We start from the raw sequence: 20,053 nt of genomic DNA, 5'->3' as shown, positions 1-20,053 counted from the left end.
TACTGGCGAAAAAGAAAAGGCCCCTTTGCAGGCGTATTCTATGCTCCTGCAAAGGGGCCTTTTCTTTTTCGCCCGTACCGGACGGACTCTCTTTTTGTACATCCGGGCGGCAGGGCTCTCCGACTTGGGGGGTATCTCGGACGGGAGCGTTCGATGCTACTCCATTCCGAAGGGAATCTCTGCCAGTACACTCATGTCGCCGTTTTTATCTATTACTTGTAGTATGAATTGTGTGGCGTCGGAGTGGTCGAATACCATTCCCTGTACCTGGCCTCCGTTTTCTGTGTCTGTTGTGCTGCTGCCGAATTCTTCATATACGCGGTTTCCGTTGGTGTCTGTCAGGATGACTGCCGGGTTTCTTTCTATATATTCTTCGGGCATGAAGAGTTCGATGTGCATGTTACTTGGTGTTTGTGTTACTTTCTGTACAATGAATCCGTTGTTTTCTGCATTTGGCTCTGCCTCTTTGTTCTGGGTTGTGTCCATGGTTGGCTTGAATTTCAGAGTCCAGCTGCCTTTTATGCTTTTGAATCCGAGTCTGCTGAAGTCTGCTTTGCCGTAGTTTTCCAGGGTTGTGTCTTCCTCTTCGCCGAATCTGTGGGCGCCTATGGCGTCTGCGTGGATTTCTATTGTTGTGTTTTCGGTGAATTCACCATTTTCTACGTAGGATGCAGGTATCCTCATGAGGGAGACATAGACTCCGTCCTCCGATTTTTTTCCGGTTAATGTTTCTGTGGTGTATGCCTCTTTTCCATCTACGGTAAGCCAGGCCCAGAAGGAAACCGGATCCCCTTCCTTGTAGGTGAGCAAATCGAGTCTGTCGGCGGTGTTCAGCTCCGGATCCTCTGTGCGCATGGAAAGGGTAAAGTATAAATCCAGTCCGTCACAATATGCATCTGTCACGCTGATGGTGATTCCCTGGTCTTCCGCTACGTTTGTGATCTCCTCTTCGGGCTCTGTTACTACCGGCTTGGAATGCTTCTCGATATTGCTGTATGCGGTCTTGTCTTTCTCGGGGTAAGGGTTATCCTCCCGCATCTTCTGCAGGCGGCCGAATACATCTCCCAATAGCGGGATATCCTTTGCCAGCGCCGGGTTTACATAAAACACGCCCGACAATACAATGACCATGCACGCGGCGGCTGCTGCAATCCCAAGCCCTCTGTACATCCTTTTCTTTTTACTGCTGCCCTTAAGTTGTTTCATACGCACCTCACCGCTTCGGATTTTGTCATACATTTCCCCCATACGGTCATCTACGATTTCCGGTATCTTTATATCATTCTGCAATGCTTCTTTCAGTTCGATATCATGATCCTGTCTCTTCATCCCTGCACCTCCATTCCATATGCTGACGTCGGGTTTTCCTTCAGATATATTTTTTTAAAGGAATTCCGCCCCCGCGACAGCCTCGTTTTTACGGTATTCTCGTTCATCTCCAGTATGGAGCCGATTTCTTTGATACTAAAGCCTTCCACATAGTAAAGCAGCAGAACAATCCGGTACTGGTCCTCCAGCTGATTCAACAGGCCTAAGAACTCCCTGCCGGACGTATCCACCTGTATTTCCTCCAATTCCGGATGTTCATATATTGGCACCATTTTCCCACGCTCCTTTAATATGCGGTTACAGTGATTAATTAGTATTCTGGTCAGCCATGTCTTAAAGAACTCCGGCTGCCGCAGGCCCTGCAGATTTTCAAAGCTGCTCAGAACCGTGTCCTGCATGGCGTCTGCAGCGTCTGCATCATTTTTCAGCATGCTGACTGCAATTTTATACAAAGCCTGCTTATGCTCTTCCATTAATAGTATAAAAGCTTCCTTATTACCCGCCTGTGCCCTTTTTACCAGATTTTTCAACTTCACACTCCCCCTTTGTATAGCAGCTTATGTCTGATATTTCATTGTCACGCCCAAACATTCTGTCCGGCGGGACTAGCGGTTATCACACCTGCTCTGTCTTGGATAATTGTATTCATAATTTTTATTCAATCGATTGATACTAATTAGATAAATAAATAGATTGAAAAGTTTCAGTATATTGAAAAAATTATACGGAATTATTTTCCATGTGAATCTCATTGATTTAACTTCTGCCTGCAGGTTCTTACTGCAATGTATAACATCCCGCATAATCAGCCTTTATTTTAGTCATAATAATAAAGCCATAATTTTATTTATGAGGAGGTGTCCAAATGGATCAAAACTATCAGATAGCCGACATATCCGGTCAATGTGTCCATGAGATTGACAAACTGCAGAAAACTCTGAAAGAAAAAACCAACCAGGAAATTGTACTGATTGCTTATACACCGGCAGAAAAAAAGGATTAAAGCAGTAAAGAAGTAAGACCGGACTCTAAAATATGAGATATGCCTAGTACAGCAGTGCATTAATCTTTCAGTAATAAGTGCCTGATATCTGCGTCAGAGGTGTGCCTGCTTTCGCGACGGCGTAGTGGTTCCTACGTCTAGCGAAAGCAGGTGCAGCTATGGCGTAGAGAGCAGGTGCTTATTGCTGAATTATTAGTGCACTGCTGTACTAGTTCTATTTGCAAAATAATTCTAACACAAAAGGTCATTTTCCTGTATAAAATCAAGAAAATGACCTCTTATTACACGTATTCTTGTTTTTAGTGAAAATCTCCCCCCTATAGAAGCGGGAGATTTTCACTTTTCTCGCTAAATACGAATCGCACTTATTTACCTGCCGGTTCCATCCCCAGCTTTTTTCTTTGGAGGATGTATCCGGATACAGAGCAGTTCTTTTACTTCCTCAAAAATCTTTTCCGTAGTCACATCGATCATCAGCCATCTGGAGCCGTTAAATACATTCGTATTCTTATAAAGCTCCTGCAGATATGAGCTGAAGGATCCCAGCATCAGTTCCGTCTCCGGCGCTTCTTTTCTCCCGATCGATATGAGGCAGGTGAAATAACCGTTATTCGGATATAAGGTGCACAATGCCCTGCTGCTTTTCTTATATTTCACATTCCATCCCGGCGCCCCGGAACATCTGCTGTATTCTATGGCCGGCTTTATGGAATACGTTTCTTCAATAAATTCACACAGCCCATCCCAAAACGGACAGTCCACATAAGCGCTGATGTCCTCAAATTCAGGTTTGTCTTCTCTTGTATATGCTTCAATCCATCCCATGATATTTCCTCCGTTAGTTTGTATTGTCATGTAACAGTCCGGGTTTGCCTGAACCGTTACATTTTCCTCTATCATACCACAATAATCAGGACAGCTGTGTGTCGTCTTTATTTCTTTTTAACCGGATAACATACTTCTGTTACCAAATCGTCCGGGCTTTTCGCCTCATAGGGGCTTACGTGGTAAATACAGAACGACGGGCCGTCGAATTCATAGCCGTTTTCCTGAATCCATCTGGCAACAGATTCGTTCACCTTTGTGATCTGGTCATAGCTTCCGCTGTATGTTGCCGAAGCCATCTGAACCGGCGCCACGGTCTTGAATCTTACATGTTCTGTATCTTTATAAGATCCCTCCACACAGGCCTGTATTTCAACATCTACATCACCGTCTTTGAATCCCTCATCGTGGAATATTGCAAGTCCGTAGCACGGCACGGCCTGTTTCAAATTCTGGGAAGCAGTCTCCTCATTTAACAGCTGCCACAGCATCCCCTCCGCGTCATATGCCGGGATTACCTGGCGCACACTGGCTACATACCTCTGGGGGAGCGTCTTTAACGTTACTTCATAATTCATAAGATTACCATCCTTTCTCAACCATCTGATCGTATTGTCCAGAACCTGTAACCGTTCCCTTGTCAGCCGTTCCTGCTCCTCAAGCTCCCTGCGCTTAACCAGCAGGAACTCTTCTATAGCCCGGGGATCATCATACTTTTCTAAGATCTCCCCAATCACTGCAAGGCCAAAGCCCATGCTTTTCAATACCTGGATTCTTTCAGCCAGCGGCAGCTGGGATACGCCATAGTAGCGGTAACCGGAGAGGTCATCCACGACCTCCGGCTTCAAAAGGCCGATCTCATCATAATGGCGCAGCATACGGATACTGATTCTTGACAACTTCGAAAAATCTCCTATTTTTAACATTGGTACCACCTCTCACATGTGTGTATTTCTGAGCTCATTTATAACATACAGTATACCATAATGTGAGAGTCAAGTACTTATCGGGATTTAGTCGGCAAGCTTTAGACTTGTCGACGGACGGGGACGCTTCATGACAGGGAGGCCGGGGAGGTGAGCTCGCCAACCAGGTGGGATCCCGGACCAGGGCAGCGGATGTGGATTGGCTATGCGTGTCTTTTCATCTTCCAGATGTGTATGAACTGGAAGCCGTATCCCCTTGCTTATGTACACCTACTGGGGACATAAAAGTCCCGCCAATTCTATATCCATACGCTGCCCCCGTTTGAGGCCCCACCATAGGAACGAGTCCTTTTCCTGCCGGTCAGATGCGCCAGCTCCATGAAGGGATAGCCGAAAGCCTCCCGGAGAACATCCATATCCTTTCAAAAACGCTCAAAGCGGACCTAAGAAATTCTTGGTGGGAAACAGCCCTGAAAATGGAGAGATTTTTGGATTCCGAATCCAAAAATCAGCTGACTCAGCGCGAGAAATCATCGGATTTCTCGTGATGTGTCAGTGGTGCGGTTCTTTCTTGAGTTTGGGTATAAAGGCACAATAGATATGCTGGCATTATATTATTAGGATGCCAGCATATTTATACTAAAGATCCTAGACTAAATGTCTTGCAAGTAGACATAAATGCAAGCCTACATTTTTTCTCCAGATTGACCAGGCCACTCCTTCCATATACGATACGTTTGATAAGTTTGAATTTATTGTTGCCTCCCTCCACCAGCCCAGAACTTTCTGGACGGGTTATTGCATTCTTGACTGAAAGGATATCTTTCTTTATCCCATTACAGAAAGACTCTAATTCGCCATCCTCATATTTTTCCAAAAACTCATCCAACTTATCCGCACTTCCTCCCATGACCACAGAATGGAATTCCTTAAAAATATTCTCAACCCTACAGACTGTCGGATATTTTTCCTTTATTATATCTATATTTTTTTCGATTTCCTTATCCTTCTTTGTCTTTGGGTTGCACGTAAGCACATATTTTAACAAGGCGCTCCTGTAGATTACAGTAACATCCGGTGGATAGACCAGGTCCGCTATATATTTGGTGTTAAAAAGCCTACGGTCCGGGAAGTTGTTCTTCCCAATGTAATATATATACTGCGCCAGGGTTCCCTTTTTTAATTGAAACCCATCCTGCTGCAGTATGTAGAAATAAATGGTCTCATTGCTGAGCCCATCGCACATCATCTTATAAATGATGTTGAGCCAGTCGCTCATGGGACTGTACCTCTTAGGGTAATCCGACGGTGTATCCATGCCCTCTATCTCCGCATCAGACATATGTACGTATCTTTTCACAGTTGCCGCCGATATTTTAAATGCATCGGCCGCTTTCTTGAGGGTCTTTTTTTCGAGATTTTCCCAGTACTCCCGTACCTGAAAGATTAACTGCCGTTTTTTTTTCTCTTTTCTGCCCATCCCTGGTATTCCTTTGATGTAAGATCGCGTTTTTTATTTTCATATATCTGCGGCGTCCCATCTGGATTAAGCGGCGGAGTATTATCATAGTCCAGCGAGTCTAAGAATGCCTTGTCCGGTTTCTTCTCCTGCCGTATTTTTTCAGGGGCATGTTCCAGTATCTCGCCGTTGCGGATGTATATCTGGTCGGGTACATCCTCCCTGAAAATTCCTGACAGATGCTTCAGCAGGTTCTCGAAGAGATGGAATCTGTCCGCAACCTGTAAGCAATCGGGCAGGATTTCGTTGATGGCAGCGGCATATGAGTTGGCGCGATCCCGGGAAACGAGCTTCACTTTTTCATGGTTTCTCAGCCATTCCTTGAATTTCTTCCCGTCACGTCCCTCAAGGAGTGCAATCAACTGGTGGCTCTTTAGATCATAGATGGCCGTGGAATAAGTCTTCCCTTTGCGGAGTGCTACGTCATCAACCCCAATTTTTTCAATGTCAGGATTATCAGTGAACTCTATTCTGTCGTATAGGCGTTGGATCGTATCATTGCTTACACGTACTCCTAGTAGTGCGAGGACTTTGCTTGCTCCTTCGTTGCTCAGAAACATTGAGACGCCGAGAATCAGTTGGTTGAGGGCATCCGTGCGTACCTGTGACGCCTTTGCAAATGGAAGGTCTTCCATAAAGACCTTCCGGCTGCATGCCGGATTCACGCAGTCATATTTATATACATTGGTATGCAGGAAGGTTTGTTTGCAGTGGATCGGTGTATCCTGAAACATGCGTTTATATGTCGCGTGGAGATGGTCACTTTCCACTCCGCACTGCGGGCACCGGCAGCTGTGGCGCCTTGATTTGACAAAAATGTGCAGGGACAACGGGTCTTCCTTGTAATCATATATAAAATGGTTCTCATCCATAAAAAAAGAAAAATCAGTACTTTCATGATACTTCATTTAAATCAGTCCTTTACTATTGATAATATCATTATACCATATATACCCATATTTGAGAATATTTTTTTGTAAAAAAGCAGGTACTATTGTACCTGCTTTATACCCAAACTCAAGAAAGAACCGTGGTGCTCCATTTTCAGGGCTGTTTCCCGCCTAGAATTTCTTAGGTCCGCGGCCGCGTTTTTGAAAGGACATGGATGTTCTCCGGGAGGCTTTCGGCTATCCCTTCATGGAGCGTCCCCATCCGCGCCGAGGCTAAAGCTCGTCGCTAAATCCCGATATGAGAGTCAGGAGAAGTTCCGGACTAGGAGATCGCTTTTTTCTATAAAGTCCTCGATTGTATCAAACCCGGACTCTTCAAGCATTTTCATAACATAAGGATTTTCCAGCGGGGTGGCAAAGGGGGCGCTGTCTCCATATGCATTTACCTGCCTGCGCCCTTCTTTTCGGTCCAGGATGGCTTTGGGACCTCCCACGCATCCGCCCTGGCACCCCATTCCTTCGAAGAAATTGGCATCCGTCTCTTTGTTCTGAATCCGTTTAATTAATTCACGGCAGGCCGGTATACCGTCTGCCTGTTCTGCCCTCACCTTTATCTTCCGATCCGGTCTCAGCTGCTTCTCGGTCTCCTGTACGGCCTCGCTCACGCCGCCGGTTCTGGCGTAGATCCGGCCCGCCCTGGAAGAATGCTCCTTTTCTTTATCGGCCAGTTCCTCCGGGTGGATGTCCGCGGCCTCAAAGATATCCTGTATTTCCTGAAATGTCAGCACGTAATCCACAGCCCCGGCAATATCCGGCTCTTTTGCTTCGCTCTTCTTTGCCAGACAGGGGCCTGCAAATACGGTGAGTGCATCCGGATGCAGCTGTTTTATCATTCGCCCGCAGGCAACCATGGGAGATACGGCCCCCGGCACATGGGGCATCAATTCATGATACATCTTGCGGATCATAGAGATCCAGATTGGACAGCAGCAGCTTGTAAGCTGGTAATCTCCCGCTTCGTTGACATGTTTATCAAACTCCAGCGCTTCTTTTAAGGTCAGGATATCCGCAAAGAGAGCAACTTCCACCATTCCCGTGAAACCCAGGGCCTGAAAAGCGGTCCGCAGCTTTCCCGGAGTGACTTTCTCCGAAAACTGTCCCAGAAAGGCCGGGGCAACCATCATGTATACAGGCCCTTCTGACTCCCTTACGGCCTTCATTGCCGGAAGCACGTCCCTGCCTGCTGTGATTTTATCCGTCTTGCACGCCTCAATACACGCCTCACACCCGGTACACAAATCCGGATTGATGAATAATTTTCCATCCTCTCCAACCTCAATTGCGTCAAAGATACAGCTGTTCTGGCACGCACGCTCATATTCGCACTCCTCGCACGGCTCATTAAAGACGACCGGTGCATGGCTCTGGGGATGGAGAAGACAATCCAGATGATAAGGGTGGTACTCGGGCGGCAGAGGCGCTTTTAGTGATATTTTCCGGTTCAGAATCTCCCGGTACAGCTCTTCAAATGTTTTCATTTTAATTTCTCCCATTTCTAACTGATATTACCAGTTATTATGGGCGGAGCGTTCCGTTTTTATGCACATCCAAAACGCCCGGATGCCGTAACGGCACCGGGCGCAGACGAACCATGTATCAGAATTATATTCGCTGTTTGTCAGTCTTTCCTTGCGTCCCCCCAGAAGAACAGGGCGACCGTTCCCGGGCCTGTATGGCTTCCGATCGTTGTCCCAACACTGTTGATCACAACTTTTCCGCTAAGCTTTGGGAAACGTTCTTCTATCATATCCGCCACTTTTCTGGCATCATTGTAGCAGTCCGAGTGGGATATAAAACACTTTCCGGAGTAATCCAGCCTGTTCTCTGCAAACAGTTCCATTTTCTTTACGATCTCCCGGATTACCTTCTTCTTTCCCCTGATCTTGAAGCGGGGAATCAAGTGCCCGGTGTGATCCATGTTGAGCAGCGGACAGATCTCCAGCGCTGTTCCAAACCAACCGGAAACCCTGGATATACGGCCCCCTTTTACATAAAAGGTGAGATCTGTTGAAAAAAACCAGTGGTGCAGATTCAGTTTGTGAGCCTCTGCCCATTGGTACACTTCCTCCAGACTCTTGCCTTCGTCCCGCAGGTCGGCCAGACGATCCATAAGCAGCCCGTAACCGGAAGAAGCCCCCAGTGAATCTACGATAAAAATCTTCCTGTCCGGAAACTCCTCCAACAATGCCTCTTTCGCCGTCTCCGCAGAATTAACCACTCCGGACAGCCCGGATGACAGGCATACATGCAGAATGTCCTTTCCCTGGATAAGTATGCTGCGGAAATACTCCATAAATTCCCCCGCATTTACCTGAGAAGTCTTGGTATCCGCCCCTTCTTTCATTCTAGCATAAAAAACATCAAAGGGCATACTCTGCCCCAAATCATCCGTATATTCCACACCGTCCAAGTAATAATGAAAGCATATGAATGAGATATCCCGTTCTTTAAAATGCTCCGGCGATAAATCCGCAGTTGAGCAACAGCTTAATGCATAATTTTCCACAATTCTCTCCCCCTTTTCTGCTGCATTTATAATTTTATCTTACTCGTATATCACAGTTATGTCAACTATTTTATATAGTTGTTAATACTACCTTGTGCATTTTTAACCCCGAAAAAATAAATATCTTCACCATATTTCTGCGAAAGATACCTGATGCCGCCCTGGTGTCTGTCTGTATCTCTGGCAGAAACGATTTTCGTACTATTTTAAAGGAATCCGGTGCATTGTTATTCCTGTCACAAACCTATAAAATAAAAGAAAAAGGATAAAAGGAGGATCCAATATGACTTCAAAAGAACGTGTAATGGCAGTTTTTTCCCATCAGATTCCGGACCGTATTCCCATGTGGTGCGGTGCGTCTCCCGATTTTATGGCAAAGGCGCGCAGCTTTCTGAATGTTAAGAATGACGAAGAGGTTCTGCGGCGTTTCCATGACGATTTCCGCCGGGTTTATTCACGTTATGCCGGACCGGACCAATTTAATCCGGACTGTGGTCCCATGAATGGAAAGACAAAATCCATATTTGGCATTGAAAGAGACGGGATTGGCTACGGACAGGCAGCGTTCCACCCCCTTGCCAATGCTGCCGTCGAGGAAATCCATGCCTATGCCTGGCCGTCTCCCGACTGGTTTGATGTCTCATATATCAGAGAAGACGCACTGGCATGGGAGAATCAATATGCTGTCCTGGGCGGGGAATGGTGCCCTATTTTTCATGATGCCATCGACCTGCTCGGCATGGAAAATATGATGATCCTAATGTATGAAAACCCGGATATCGTACACGCCGTACTTTCCCACGTCACAGATTTCTACTATGAGCTGTCCGCAAGAGTATTTGAGGCGGCCCAAGGGGCAATCGATATTTTCTTCATTGGAAATGATCTGGGCAGCCAGACCGGACCTCTGCTGGGCGAAGAATTGTTCCGCGAATTCCTATATCCTTACCTGAAGCAGCTGGCGGATCTTGGAAGGGAATACGGACTTCCTACGATGATGCATTGCTGCGGCAGCTACACCCAGCTTATGCCTGCGCTAATTGAGAGCGGCATCTCCGCCGTGCAGAGTCTGCAGCCGATCACCAGGGAAATGCAGCCGGCTTACCTGAAAAAGCACTTCGGTGAAAGGCTTATCCTCAATGGATGTATCGATTCTATCAGCGTACTGATCAATGGAAGCATCGAAGACGCAGTCAGGGTAACCCGTGAAACCATCAAATGCATGAAGCCCGGAGGCGGCTACATTCTTTCCCCAAGCCATGACTACCTTCTGGAAGAGACTCCGCTTGAGAATGTACTCGCTATGTACGATACCTGCCTGGAAGATGGCTGGTACACCGCAGATTAAGGAACGAATTAATCTTTGCAATGATTATCAGATAAAAACTCATATGTTGAAGATCTATAATAAAAGATTGCAAACATCAGGATTAGAATATTAACAATAGTTGTAAGGATTCCCCCCTCAATACCAAAGCTTCCCCCATTTAATATATTAGCTGAAGGAAAATGTGTGATCATAATGCTGTTGATATTTGATCCGCTGATCGGCATTCCATATATAACTGACTGAAAGATATTCCATGTGATATGATATCCCACACACATCCAAAGTTTACCTGATTTATAATACATGTACGAAAATACAATCCCTATAATGATAATATTCAAAATAGATAAAAATGTGGCACTCGGGATAAAAAGATGAATGCCTCCAAAAATTAAGGATGGCAACAATATAATCAAATATTTGTTGTTTGTTCTGCGCAAAATAGACATAAGCAATCCGCGGCAAAACAATTCTTCCCCAAATCCGACCAAGATCATTGTAAACAGCCATAAAACTACTCTCGGAGTGATGACTAATTCAATAGAATCGATATGTATACTTTTGGATATGAAAAGAATTAAAAAGATCAAAGTACATCCCGCAAATCCCAGCAGCCCCCCTATTATCCCTTCCGATTTAAAACTTTTTAAGTTCCCAATACCTATATCTTTCCAATCGTACCTCATAATTTTCCAGGTGATCAATGATAATGCAATGGTTACGATCTCCGTAACGATCTCCGGCATAATCTGTATTATGGCAAACTGTACATCATTCATAGTATCTACAGGCGGTATACTAAAACCTGTAGAATAATCAAGATTTCCAGTGATTTCTAATAATTTTCTCATTGTTGCAATAATGAAAATCTGGGCAACTCCCAACAAAGCATAATATAAAATTAAACAAAGAATGATGATCCAGCCAGAGCGAACCAATCCATAGCGGTTTTTAAAGATTTTTATCATAAAAATATCCTTCTCTCCTTACTTAATAATTGCACGGACACTTCGAACTCAGCCCATTAGACCCTGGCCTTGGCTGAACGTTCATTCCTTATCGTTTTATAAGGCTTGCCAGAACCTGGTAAAGGTACTCAACATCCACCGGTTTGGTCACAAAACCATTCATTCCGGCATCAGCCGCAGCGTCGGCATCCTCTTTAAACGTATTCGCAGTCATTGCTATCACAGGGATCTCTGCCGCATCGGCCCGATCCAGGCTGCGAATGGCCCTGCACGCTTCCAGCCCGTCCATGACGGGCATCTGAATATCCATCAGAACCGCCTGATATTCGCCCGGGCTGCTTTCCCGGAATAACTCGAGCGCTTGTTTTCCGTTCTCTGCCCGCTTCACCGATGCACCCTGCATCTTCAGCAGTTCAACGGCGATCTCTGCATTTAGGTCATTATCCTCGGCAAGGATAAAATTCATGTGCGCCAGGAAATGATCGGTCTCCGTCTTCTCCTGTTTTGGTTCCAGCACCCCAATTGGAAATTCAACGGTGAAATAAAATTCACTGCCCTTTCCTTCCTGGCTGGCAAGCTTCAGTTCGCCCCCCATCAGCCTGATGAGCGTCCTGCTGATGGCCAGTCCCAGTCCGGTTCCCTGGCTTTTAGAAAAGCTGGTGCCAACCTGCTCAAATGCTTCAAAAATACGATTCTGATTCTCCTCGGATATCCCCATGCCATTATCAATAACCTGGAATCTGTATGCCGCTTTCTTTTCAGAACTCTGCATCTGCGTTACACATACTCTGACCCTTCCTCCCTTAGGAGTAAACTTAAAAGCATTAGAAATCAGGTTTGTAAGCACCTGTTTCAGGCGTACCGAATCCCCGACAACCACATCATCCTGAATCTCCGTCTCCAACCGAAAGTCCAAGCCCCGCCTTTTTGCTTCCGCCGTCATCATGCTTTCCAACTCATCCAGAATCTGCTCCATAGCGAATGGCTCGCTGGTCACTGTCATCATACCGCTTTCAATTCTGCTCATATCCAGGATGTCACTGATCAGGCTCAGCAGATAACGGGAAGAGGCACGTATCTTGGAAAGATTCTCCCTTACATTATCCGGAACGCTGTCCATCATACAGGTAAGGTCGCTTATGCCGACAATTGCATTCATTGGGGTTCTGATCTCATGGCTCATCCTGGACAAAAATTCCCCTTTCGCACGGCTTTCAGCCTCGGCCCTCTCCAGGTTTGCCTGCATTTTTGCCGCATGAATACGATAGCGCGCCATAATCAGAACAAAAACAACTATCAGAAGGGATATCCCTGCCAATATGGCTATAAACAGCAGGGGATTCGCATAAATCATCTGGATTGCTGAAAGATGTCCCGTGCCTATGGATATCATATTCTGGCTCTCTATCGTCTCTTTCTCGTCACTGGTCATGGTGTTAATGGCTTTGTTCATGATCGTCAGCAGCTCTCCCTCAACCGGACTGGGCATTGCAAAACTCATTTCATTTTTTTCATTGACCACAGTATTCGGGATCACATTTTTAAACTGATTCGCCTGTATTTCCTGCTCAATTCTTGAGGAAAGACCATAATAGAAATCGACTTCTCCTCTGTTAACTGCACGCAGCGCTTCGTTCACGGTTTCATAGTACTTTACCTTAGATACCTGGATACCGCCAGGCATCACCCGGCCCTCGGTCACTGCCCCGATAAGTCCTTCTGAGGGAAATGTCACAGACTTATTACGTGCTATAATGTCATTCAGAACTGCATACGGCTTTGTTACTGCCAGATTCATCCGGGCGCCTTCGTTATCAGTGCCAAGAAAAGAGCCGAGCATATCCGCTTTTCCCTTTTTCACCAAATCCAGCGAATCACTGTAACTATCCGCATAAACAAATTCAAATTTCAGCCCTGAAAATTCTTCCACCTTTTTCAACACATCGGGAATCATACCATCATGCTGTCCGTCATCGTTTTCTATGCAATACAGCGGGTGCCATTTTTTAATAACGGCAACCTTTACCAACTTCTTTTTGCTGATGTACGCCTTCTCAGACTCGTTCAAATGTATACTTGCCATTCCCGAATCAGGAAAATTAGCCTCGTAGCGCTCCTCGGCAAAATTAGGGTTAGAGTCCATAATTTTCGCCATCGCCATATTCAATCCGTCCAAAACTTCCTGGTTATGCCCCGTTGTAACAATGTAGTGGGGCTGTGAATCAAACTTTGCCACCACACGGAACAGACCGGAATCTTCTGTGTTATTTCCCAGAAGCATATCCACCCTTCCATCTTCCAGATAATGATAGAAGTTTCCATCCACCTGCTGCTCCCGCGTTAATTCAATCAGTTCGGCTTCTATATTATTACTGTCCAAAAACACCTTGAGACGGTGGATATTCTCCGCAGCGTTTTTATAAACGCCTATCTTCTTTCCGGTCATGCTTTTCCAGTCAAAGGCTCTAATGCTATCATCCTGCTTTCTGGCCAGCAGAATAGATTTGCTGTAACCGGTATTGTAATCCGGATAAGCAAAGTATTCTTCCATTCCGTCCAAATAATAAGCTCCGCCCATTAAATCATAATCACCAGCCATGAACTCATCAATAATGGTCTCCCCTGTTGTGTCAATAAATTCATATTTCCATCCTGTATATTTAGCAATCTCATTAAGATAATCGACCACGATACCATGACGGGTTCCGTCCTCATCTGTTTCCGTATATCCTTCCAATTCCGGGAAAGCAACCCGAAGGACAAGCTGTTCCGTCTGCTCTTCTGCCTGCACAGGTGCCGATGAACAAAGCAATGCCGCTGCCGCCAACATCATGATACAGTTTTTCAATCTCCCCTTCCATAATATCGCCATATCCCTGAGCTCCTTTTTCATAATGGTTTTGTCACATCTGATTATATCATATGTCTCCTGCAGATGCGGTATATATTCCAAATATTTTTCTATTTCTCAGCCTGTGCTATTCCAATCTAGGCAGAATCTCCCCCAGTATTTCAACCGCCTCATTCAATCTCCTCAGTTCTTCCTGACTCAATTTTTCTTCCAGAGAACGAAGAAAATCCTTATTTTTCAGATAATATTCATCTAAATAGTCAACGGCCTTCTGCGTAAGCCGCAGCCAGATCATCCGCCTGTCATTTTCATGATACTGCCGTTCTATAAATCCATACTGATAGAGCTTATCCACAAGCTTTGTGGCCTGCTGTTTTGGAACCTTCAGCTGCTGAGCCAGCTCCGTCATAGTCACTGTCTCGCATTTTCTAAGTGTTTCCAGGCAGTAGTATGTCTCCAGGCTCATCTCCTTGTGCAGCGTCTCTTTAAACGGGCGTACTAATTTTGAATGCCAGTCAGGCATTACCAGAAGTAGATTTTTTACAAATTGTTCAGAATATCTTTCTTTTTTCATCTTTACTCTCCATTGACAAATGAACGCAATCGTGTTATGCTTTTAAATTAGTAAATAAAATATGACTATCATCATTGTTTAATCATTATTGTACCATCGCCAATTTCTAAATTCAAATACTATCCATAATTAAACTAAACAAATAAAGGAGATGCCGCTGTTTATGAAAAACTACATACAAAATTTCGTCGATAAAGTAAAAGCTAAATTTCGTTTCGGTACGCTGAGTTTTATTTTTATTATCGCCTACGTTAATATCTTTCAACATATCTTTGGCCCTGAAAATACCATTGTGGGCGTTATCTTTACCATTATGATGTCCGCTTCTATGGTACGGGATCTGACTGCTACCCCGGTAAGGCATCTGATCCTCCAGTCCGCCGTGCTGGTCTGGATCGCACTGGCGGCATGCTGGGTTGTATATCTGCCGATGCCGCTGTCGCTTGTCATTAATTTTATCACACTATGTATGATTTTGTATGCTTTTACTTACGAATATTCCACCCATATGTACTTTCCTTATATTCTTTCCTACCTGTTTCTCATCTTCATCACGCCGGTGGATGCCGCTCATCTGCCAAAAAGACTTGTTGGCATGCTGGTGGGCGCTCTGTCCATTATTCTGTACCAATGGGTCATGGGAAGAAAGCGTGTCGCAGAGACTGCACAGGATGTACTCACTGAAATGATTGACGATATCTCAGGTTATATTGCCTGGCTGCTGCTGGAATCGCCTGATAAACCGGATCTCTCCGATATACGGCGCAAGCTGTGCAGCCTGAGCCAGATCGTCTATGACAGAAGAAAAAAAGCGCTCTGTATCTCGGACGCCGGTTTCTGTATGGTTGAGGCTGGACGCGGCCTGGAACATCTGCTGGCTTATCTTCAGGAGATTCCGCGGAAAACAGTACATTCCGAAAAAAAACTGCTCCAGTATATTCAATCCCAGTTAAAGATGTACCGTGCTTATATAAATGCGGAGACTGCAGATTTGCAGCCGCCAGCCTCCCCTGCCTTATCCGGCATGCATGCAACTGAAACAGCCGGACGCACAGATGAACATTTAACCTTTATTTATCAAAAACTGCTGCATATGTCGGACCCGGAGAAAAAGATGCACTACCGTAAGACGGCTCTTTCTCTGAAAATACAGCTTCAGATGGCGCTGGACTGGAGTCCTGTACGGGGAATCTATGCACTGCGGGTTGCAATAATCCTGACCTGTGCTACAGCGCTCGTACAGTATTTGGCACTGCCCCACGGAAAATGGCTTCTCTTTACTCTGGCATCCGTATCGCTGCCCTACGCAGACGATGTCCCCCAGAAGATGAGAAAGCGTATCATAGCCACAATTGCAGGCGGTCTGATCTCCGTTGTCATCTACTCCCTTATTCCCTCGCCCGCCGGGCGGACCGCCGCAATGATGCTGTCGGGATACCTGTCTTTCTATTTTACAGATTATACGGAAACTTATGCCTGCTCTACCATCGGAGCGCTCGGAGGAGCAGTCTTCATGAACGTATTTGGCTTCCAGGCAGTAACCGAGATGTTCCTCGTCCGCTTCTCGTATATAGTGGTTGGTGCAGCTGCGGCATATGTTCTGAACTGTATGATGTTCCCTTACAGCCGTGACAGAGCGACCCGCGCACTGTGGAAGAAATATCAGTCCAATATGGAACTGCTGGACAAAATTAAGCACACCAAAAAGCCGGATTCTCAACTATACTATACACTGGTCATCCTGACCCATCTGCAGGAAGAAAAACTCATACAAAATGCGGAGGAAGACCATAACAATCACGGTTCATCCGGCTCAATGCGCTGGAATCTTGTCAGATCCAGCGATGCATAACTTCCAGCAGCCGTCCGATCTCCAGTGGTTTTGCCACATGCTCGTTCATTCCCGCCTGTTTTGCTCTATAAACATCATCTGCAAATGCGTTGGCCGTCAGAGCAATAATTGGAATCTTCTCTGCATCCGGACGCTGCCCGTTCACTGCAAGTTTCCGGATCGCCTTTGCGGCGCCATAGCCGTCCAGCACCGGCATCTGGATATCCATAAGAATGAGTGCAAACTCTCCCGGCAGTCTGGAGCAGAAGATATCCACTGCCTCCTGCCCGTTAGACGCACATGTAACATCCAGCCCATAAGCAGTCAGCAGTTCCTCTGCGATATCCCGGTTCAGTGCATTGTCCTCCACCAGCAGTATCCTCGTATGCCCGGGGAAACCCGCTTCGGATCCCGGATGTACCGAAAAATCGGGATATGCAGTTCCCTCTTCCTCCTGCGCAAGTTTCAGAAATATCGTAACAGTAAAACGGGATCCCTTATTCAGCTCACTCTCCACTTGGATATTGCCATTCATCATCTGAACCAAATTGCTGGTAATGGCCAGTCCCAATCCAGTTCCCTGAATTCTGCTCACGCGGGAATCTTCTGCTCGTTCGAAGGGCAGAAACATCTTACTTTTAAACTCTTCCGACATACCTATTCCGTCGTCTTCCACCACGAATTCGTAGCATCCGATCCCATACCGCCCTGAAAGCTTTTCTTCCAGCCGGACATTGATATGCCCGTTTTCATTGGTATACTTTACAGCATTAGAAAGCAGATTAAGCAGAATCTGCTTCACACGCACGGCATCCCCATATACCCAGCAGTGCTTTGGCTTCTTTACACAGGCTGTGTAAGACAGCTTATGGCTGTCCGCATCCGTACGAATAATCTCCGACACCTCCTCCAGTACACCATCGATCCGAAACTTATCCTCACTTAATGCTACACTCCCCGCCTCAATCTTAGACATATCCAGCACCTTATTGATCAATTCGAGAAGATGCCCTCCCGACAGGTCAATCTTATTCAGGCAGTCTTCCATCTTTTCCTTATCATCCAGATGGTTCTTCGCAATGGTCGTCATTCCCAGAATCGCATTCATCGGAGTCCTGATATCATGGCTCATTTTTGAAAGGAAATCAGACTTCGCCCGATTTGCCTTATTCAGGGAATCATAAGCTTCTTCCAGTGCGTGCTTTGCCCGTTTTTCTTCCTCATAATATTCAAGTTCCTTCTGCTTTTCTGCGCTGATATTCCGAAACGCTATAATTGCAGTATTTGGTTTTTCGTTTTCCGCCTTTCTGAGATGCACTTCCATACGCAGCCACAGTTCAGACTGCCTGTTCCGGAATTCTACCTCCATATGCCGGTTTTCACTCTTTAACTCTCTCAGAAGGTTTTCTTTTCTGCAGGCATCGGATACTTTATTCCAGTCAGCGATGTTAATTTCCCGCAAAATATAACTGCGGAGCTGACCGGAAAAGGAGCCGTTCCTGGGAGGCGCCATTGCACTCCCCACCTCAGGCAGACGAACCGCATAGTAAGTGTCTTCCTCCAGATTCACATAGAAAATACTCACATATACTCCATTGATTGCCTGCAGCGCAGACTGGTTCATGTAGAGGCGCTCGCTGTTTTCCGAGAGTTCCGACTTCATCCTATGGATATTATAGAGTGCGCCTACCACACGGGCTGGTTTACCATTTTCCATAACAAGCCGTCCGTTCACTCTGTACCATAAATAGCTGCCAAGACCTGTCCGCGGAGTTGAACACCGCACCTCAAACACTTCGGTCCGTCCTTTGCATATGTTATCCACTACCATCGGGACATCATCTGGATGCACGATCTTCTGTTCCAGTAATGCCTTAGAATAATGTTCTATTTCGTTGCGCAGAACCCCTTCGCCCGTAATCGGCTCATAGCTGATAAAACGGTCTGTATCCATATCGTATTCAAACATAACGGCTGAGCTGACCTCCATGGCCACACGGTACATTTCCTGCTCCCGGTTCAGCTGCTCCTGAAGAACCTTTCTCTGCGTGATATCTACAACAGTTCGCTGCAGGATATTTTCACCTTCCGACGTGGTTCCCACAATCATAGTGGTTCCCTGCATCCAGTGGACAGAACCGTCTTTCCAGATAACGCGGTATTCATTATCCTTATAATCTCCAACTTTTTCCAGCCCGTAATATATCTCATGCAGAATTTCTCTGTCTTCCGCGTTCACTGCCCCAAGCATGCCTTCCTGCCAGTCCCCCATCCCCTCTTCTACACTATGATATCCCATCAATAAAACAACGGCCTCGTTAAGAGATATCAGGCGGTAGCTGCCGTCACTGCATTGAACGAAGCGGATAATCCCACAAGGTACGGTATCGTAGATACTTGTCAGCAATTCGGTCTGCTCACGAAGACGCTGCGCATCCTCCTCAGACCCCGTTATATCCAGATACAGGCTGTTGACCATCCAGTTTCCGTCCGCGTCCTGCGCCTTTTTTCCACTGTCAATAATCCACTTCAGGCTTCCGTCCTTACACCGGACCCGGTATTTTGTGGAATACTCCAGACCGCCGTCTTTGAAGGCTTCCGCGCAGTCGGACAGCGCCTGTTCCAGGTCCGGAGGGTATACTGTCCCCACCGCAGTGCCGCCCGTGGCCTCCATGAACTCCTCCACCGTATAGCCAAACAGGCCGGCCGCCTCCCTGCTCACAAATGCAAAGGAATAGGTATCATCGTCATTGCTGATTTTAAGTCCCCCCGCAATTGAGGACATGATCACTTCCATCTGCCGGTTCTGCTGCTTCTTCTCCGCCTCCAGAGCCTGAAGGCGCTCCTGCACATATTCATAGGACTGTCTGCCGATCTTATCCGGAAACAGTTCCCCCTCCAGCAGTTCCTGGTAGGGATTGGAACAATGGATATGGGAGCAGCGCAGTCCCTCGTCCGTATCCTGGAATACAAACGTCACCCTTTGGTGTACTTTGAGGTACATCTCGGTATTGGGGTCCGTAGCTATCCACATACGCCCCATCACCACGTATACGCCTTTCACCGGAACAATGACATCATATTCTTCATCCCATATCATACATTTCGGTATGATCCCGCCGTAATTCAGAAACTGCTCCGTACAGGCTTCCCGGCCTGAGAGGCACTCCTCTTCTCCGGTGCCGAGCCAGGAAAACTGAGGAGAAAACAATGCCGTAATCCCCTCCATATCATGATCGCAATAATGCATGTGCATCATACTGCTGGCCAGGTTTTTCACATTCTCCAAATGTTGATTGTACTCTCTGTCTGTTTTTGTTCTCACGCCGTCTAAACCCGCTTTCTTCTTATTTTAACCAATCTCACATGCGGTATTTCTTTCGCATCTGGCAGGTAATTCGCTTGTTTCTTAATTATACTGAATCCCCCATTAAAACACAA

At 46.2% G+C, this 20,053-nt stretch carries 15 protein-coding genes; 3 read left to right on the top strand and 12 right to left on the bottom strand.

Going from position 1 to position 20,053, the window contains the following annotated elements:
- Nucleotides 1-156: 156 nt before the first annotated feature.
- Together ARB69_RS19725 and ARB69_RS19720 are read right to left on the bottom strand one after the other, a co-directional pair.
- On the bottom strand, nucleotides 157-1,329 hold the full coding sequence (locus ARB69_RS19725) for a DUF4179 domain-containing protein (RefSeq protein WP_055154794.1): 1,173 nt from the start codon (nucleotides 1,327-1,329) through the stop codon (nucleotides 157-159).
- On the bottom strand, nucleotides 1,326-1,859 hold the full coding sequence (locus ARB69_RS19720; protein WP_055154793.1) for a sigma-70 family RNA polymerase sigma factor: 534 nt from the start codon (nucleotides 1,857-1,859) through the stop codon (nucleotides 1,326-1,328). The genes ARB69_RS19725 and ARB69_RS19720 overlap by 4 nt, the downstream gene beginning before the upstream one ends.
- 335 nt (nucleotides 1,860-2,194) lie before the next feature.
- On the opposite strand from ARB69_RS19720, the gene ARB69_RS27265 reads away from it, so the two are divergent.
- Entirely contained in the window at nucleotides 2,195-2,332 is a 138-nt protein-coding gene (locus ARB69_RS27265; protein ID WP_167702515.1) for a hypothetical protein, read from the top strand.
- 369 nt (nucleotides 2,333-2,701) lie between these two features.
- On the opposite strand, the gene ARB69_RS19715 is transcribed toward ARB69_RS27265, so the two are convergent.
- The 6 genes from ARB69_RS19715 to ARB69_RS19685 all read right to left on the bottom strand — a co-directional run bounded on the left by ARB69_RS19715 (nucleotide 2,702) and on the right by ARB69_RS19685 (nucleotide 9,058).
- Nucleotides 2,702-3,157, bottom strand: a complete 456-nt coding sequence (locus tag ARB69_RS19715; RefSeq protein ID WP_055154792.1) for a DUF3788 domain-containing protein — start codon at nucleotides 3,155-3,157, stop codon at nucleotides 2,702-2,704.
- 107 nt (nucleotides 3,158-3,264) lie between these two features.
- Entirely contained in the window at nucleotides 3,265-4,083 is an 819-nt protein-coding gene (locus ARB69_RS19710) for a MerR family transcriptional regulator (RefSeq protein WP_050641091.1), read from the bottom strand.
- Between the two features lie 634 nt (nucleotides 4,084-4,717).
- Nucleotides 4,718-5,443, bottom strand: coding sequence for a transposase (locus ARB69_RS19700; RefSeq protein WP_242857642.1), 726 nt, complete (start codon nucleotides 5,441-5,443; stop codon nucleotides 4,718-4,720).
- 86 nt (nucleotides 5,444-5,529) lie between these two features.
- Complete coding sequence (locus ARB69_RS19695; protein ID WP_055154790.1) at nucleotides 5,530-6,510, bottom strand: ISL3 family transposase; 981 nt, start codon at nucleotides 6,508-6,510, stop codon at nucleotides 5,530-5,532.
- A gap of 287 nt (nucleotides 6,511-6,797) precedes the next feature.
- Complete coding sequence (locus ARB69_RS19690) at nucleotides 6,798-8,030, bottom strand: [Fe-Fe] hydrogenase large subunit C-terminal domain-containing protein (RefSeq protein WP_055154789.1); 1,233 nt, start codon at nucleotides 8,028-8,030, stop codon at nucleotides 6,798-6,800.
- Between the two features lie 140 nt (nucleotides 8,031-8,170).
- Complete coding sequence (locus tag ARB69_RS19685) at nucleotides 8,171-9,058, bottom strand: DegV family protein (RefSeq protein ID WP_055154788.1); 888 nt, start codon at nucleotides 9,056-9,058, stop codon at nucleotides 8,171-8,173.
- A 283-nt stretch (nucleotides 9,059-9,341) separates the two neighbouring features.
- Here ARB69_RS19685 and ARB69_RS19680 point away from each other — a divergent pair, with 283 nt between their 5' ends.
- Nucleotides 9,342-10,406 (top strand): uroporphyrinogen decarboxylase family protein, encoded by a 1,065-nt coding sequence (locus ARB69_RS19680; protein ID WP_055154787.1) that lies wholly within the window; start codon nucleotides 9,342-9,344, stop codon nucleotides 10,404-10,406.
- A gap of 8 nt (nucleotides 10,407-10,414) precedes the next feature.
- On the opposite strand, the gene ARB69_RS19675 is transcribed toward ARB69_RS19680, so the two are convergent.
- The 3 genes from ARB69_RS19675 to ARB69_RS19665 form a co-directional block, all read right to left on the bottom strand.
- Nucleotides 10,415-11,356 (bottom strand): CPBP family intramembrane glutamic endopeptidase, encoded by a 942-nt coding sequence (locus ARB69_RS19675; protein ID WP_055154786.1) that lies wholly within the window; start codon nucleotides 11,354-11,356, stop codon nucleotides 10,415-10,417.
- A gap of 88 nt (nucleotides 11,357-11,444) precedes the next feature.
- Complete coding sequence (locus ARB69_RS19670; RefSeq protein WP_242857641.1) at nucleotides 11,445-14,228, bottom strand: ATP-binding protein; 2,784 nt, start codon at nucleotides 14,226-14,228, stop codon at nucleotides 11,445-11,447.
- 106 nt (nucleotides 14,229-14,334) lie between these two features.
- Nucleotides 14,335-14,781: a MarR family winged helix-turn-helix transcriptional regulator gene (locus tag ARB69_RS19665; protein ID WP_050641096.1), complete on the bottom strand. Its 447-nt coding sequence runs from the start codon at nucleotides 14,779-14,781 to the stop codon at nucleotides 14,335-14,337.
- A gap of 163 nt (nucleotides 14,782-14,944) precedes the next feature.
- Here ARB69_RS19665 and ARB69_RS19660 point away from each other — a divergent pair, with 163 nt between their 5' ends.
- Nucleotides 14,945-16,633 carry an FUSC family protein gene (locus tag ARB69_RS19660; protein ID WP_055154784.1) on the top strand — a complete coding sequence of 563 codons (1,689 nt, stop codon included), beginning with the start codon at nucleotides 14,945-14,947 and terminating at the stop codon, nucleotides 16,631-16,633.
- Here ARB69_RS19660 and ARB69_RS19655 read toward each other — a convergent pair.
- Nucleotides 16,614-19,937, bottom strand: a complete 3,324-nt coding sequence (locus ARB69_RS19655; protein ID WP_055154783.1) for a PAS domain-containing protein — start codon at nucleotides 19,935-19,937, stop codon at nucleotides 16,614-16,616. The two genes, ARB69_RS19660 and ARB69_RS19655, sit on opposite strands and share 20 nt — an antisense overlap.
- Nucleotides 19,938-20,053 lie beyond the last annotated feature (116 nt).

Source organism: Faecalicatena contorta, assembly GCF_001404335.1.
GTDB classification, from domain to species: Bacteria; Bacillota; Clostridia; order Lachnospirales; family Lachnospiraceae; genus Faecalicatena; species Faecalicatena contortus_B.
Note: the sequence above shows the minus strand (reverse complement) of the source record. Positions and strands in the feature narration are given on the sequence as shown.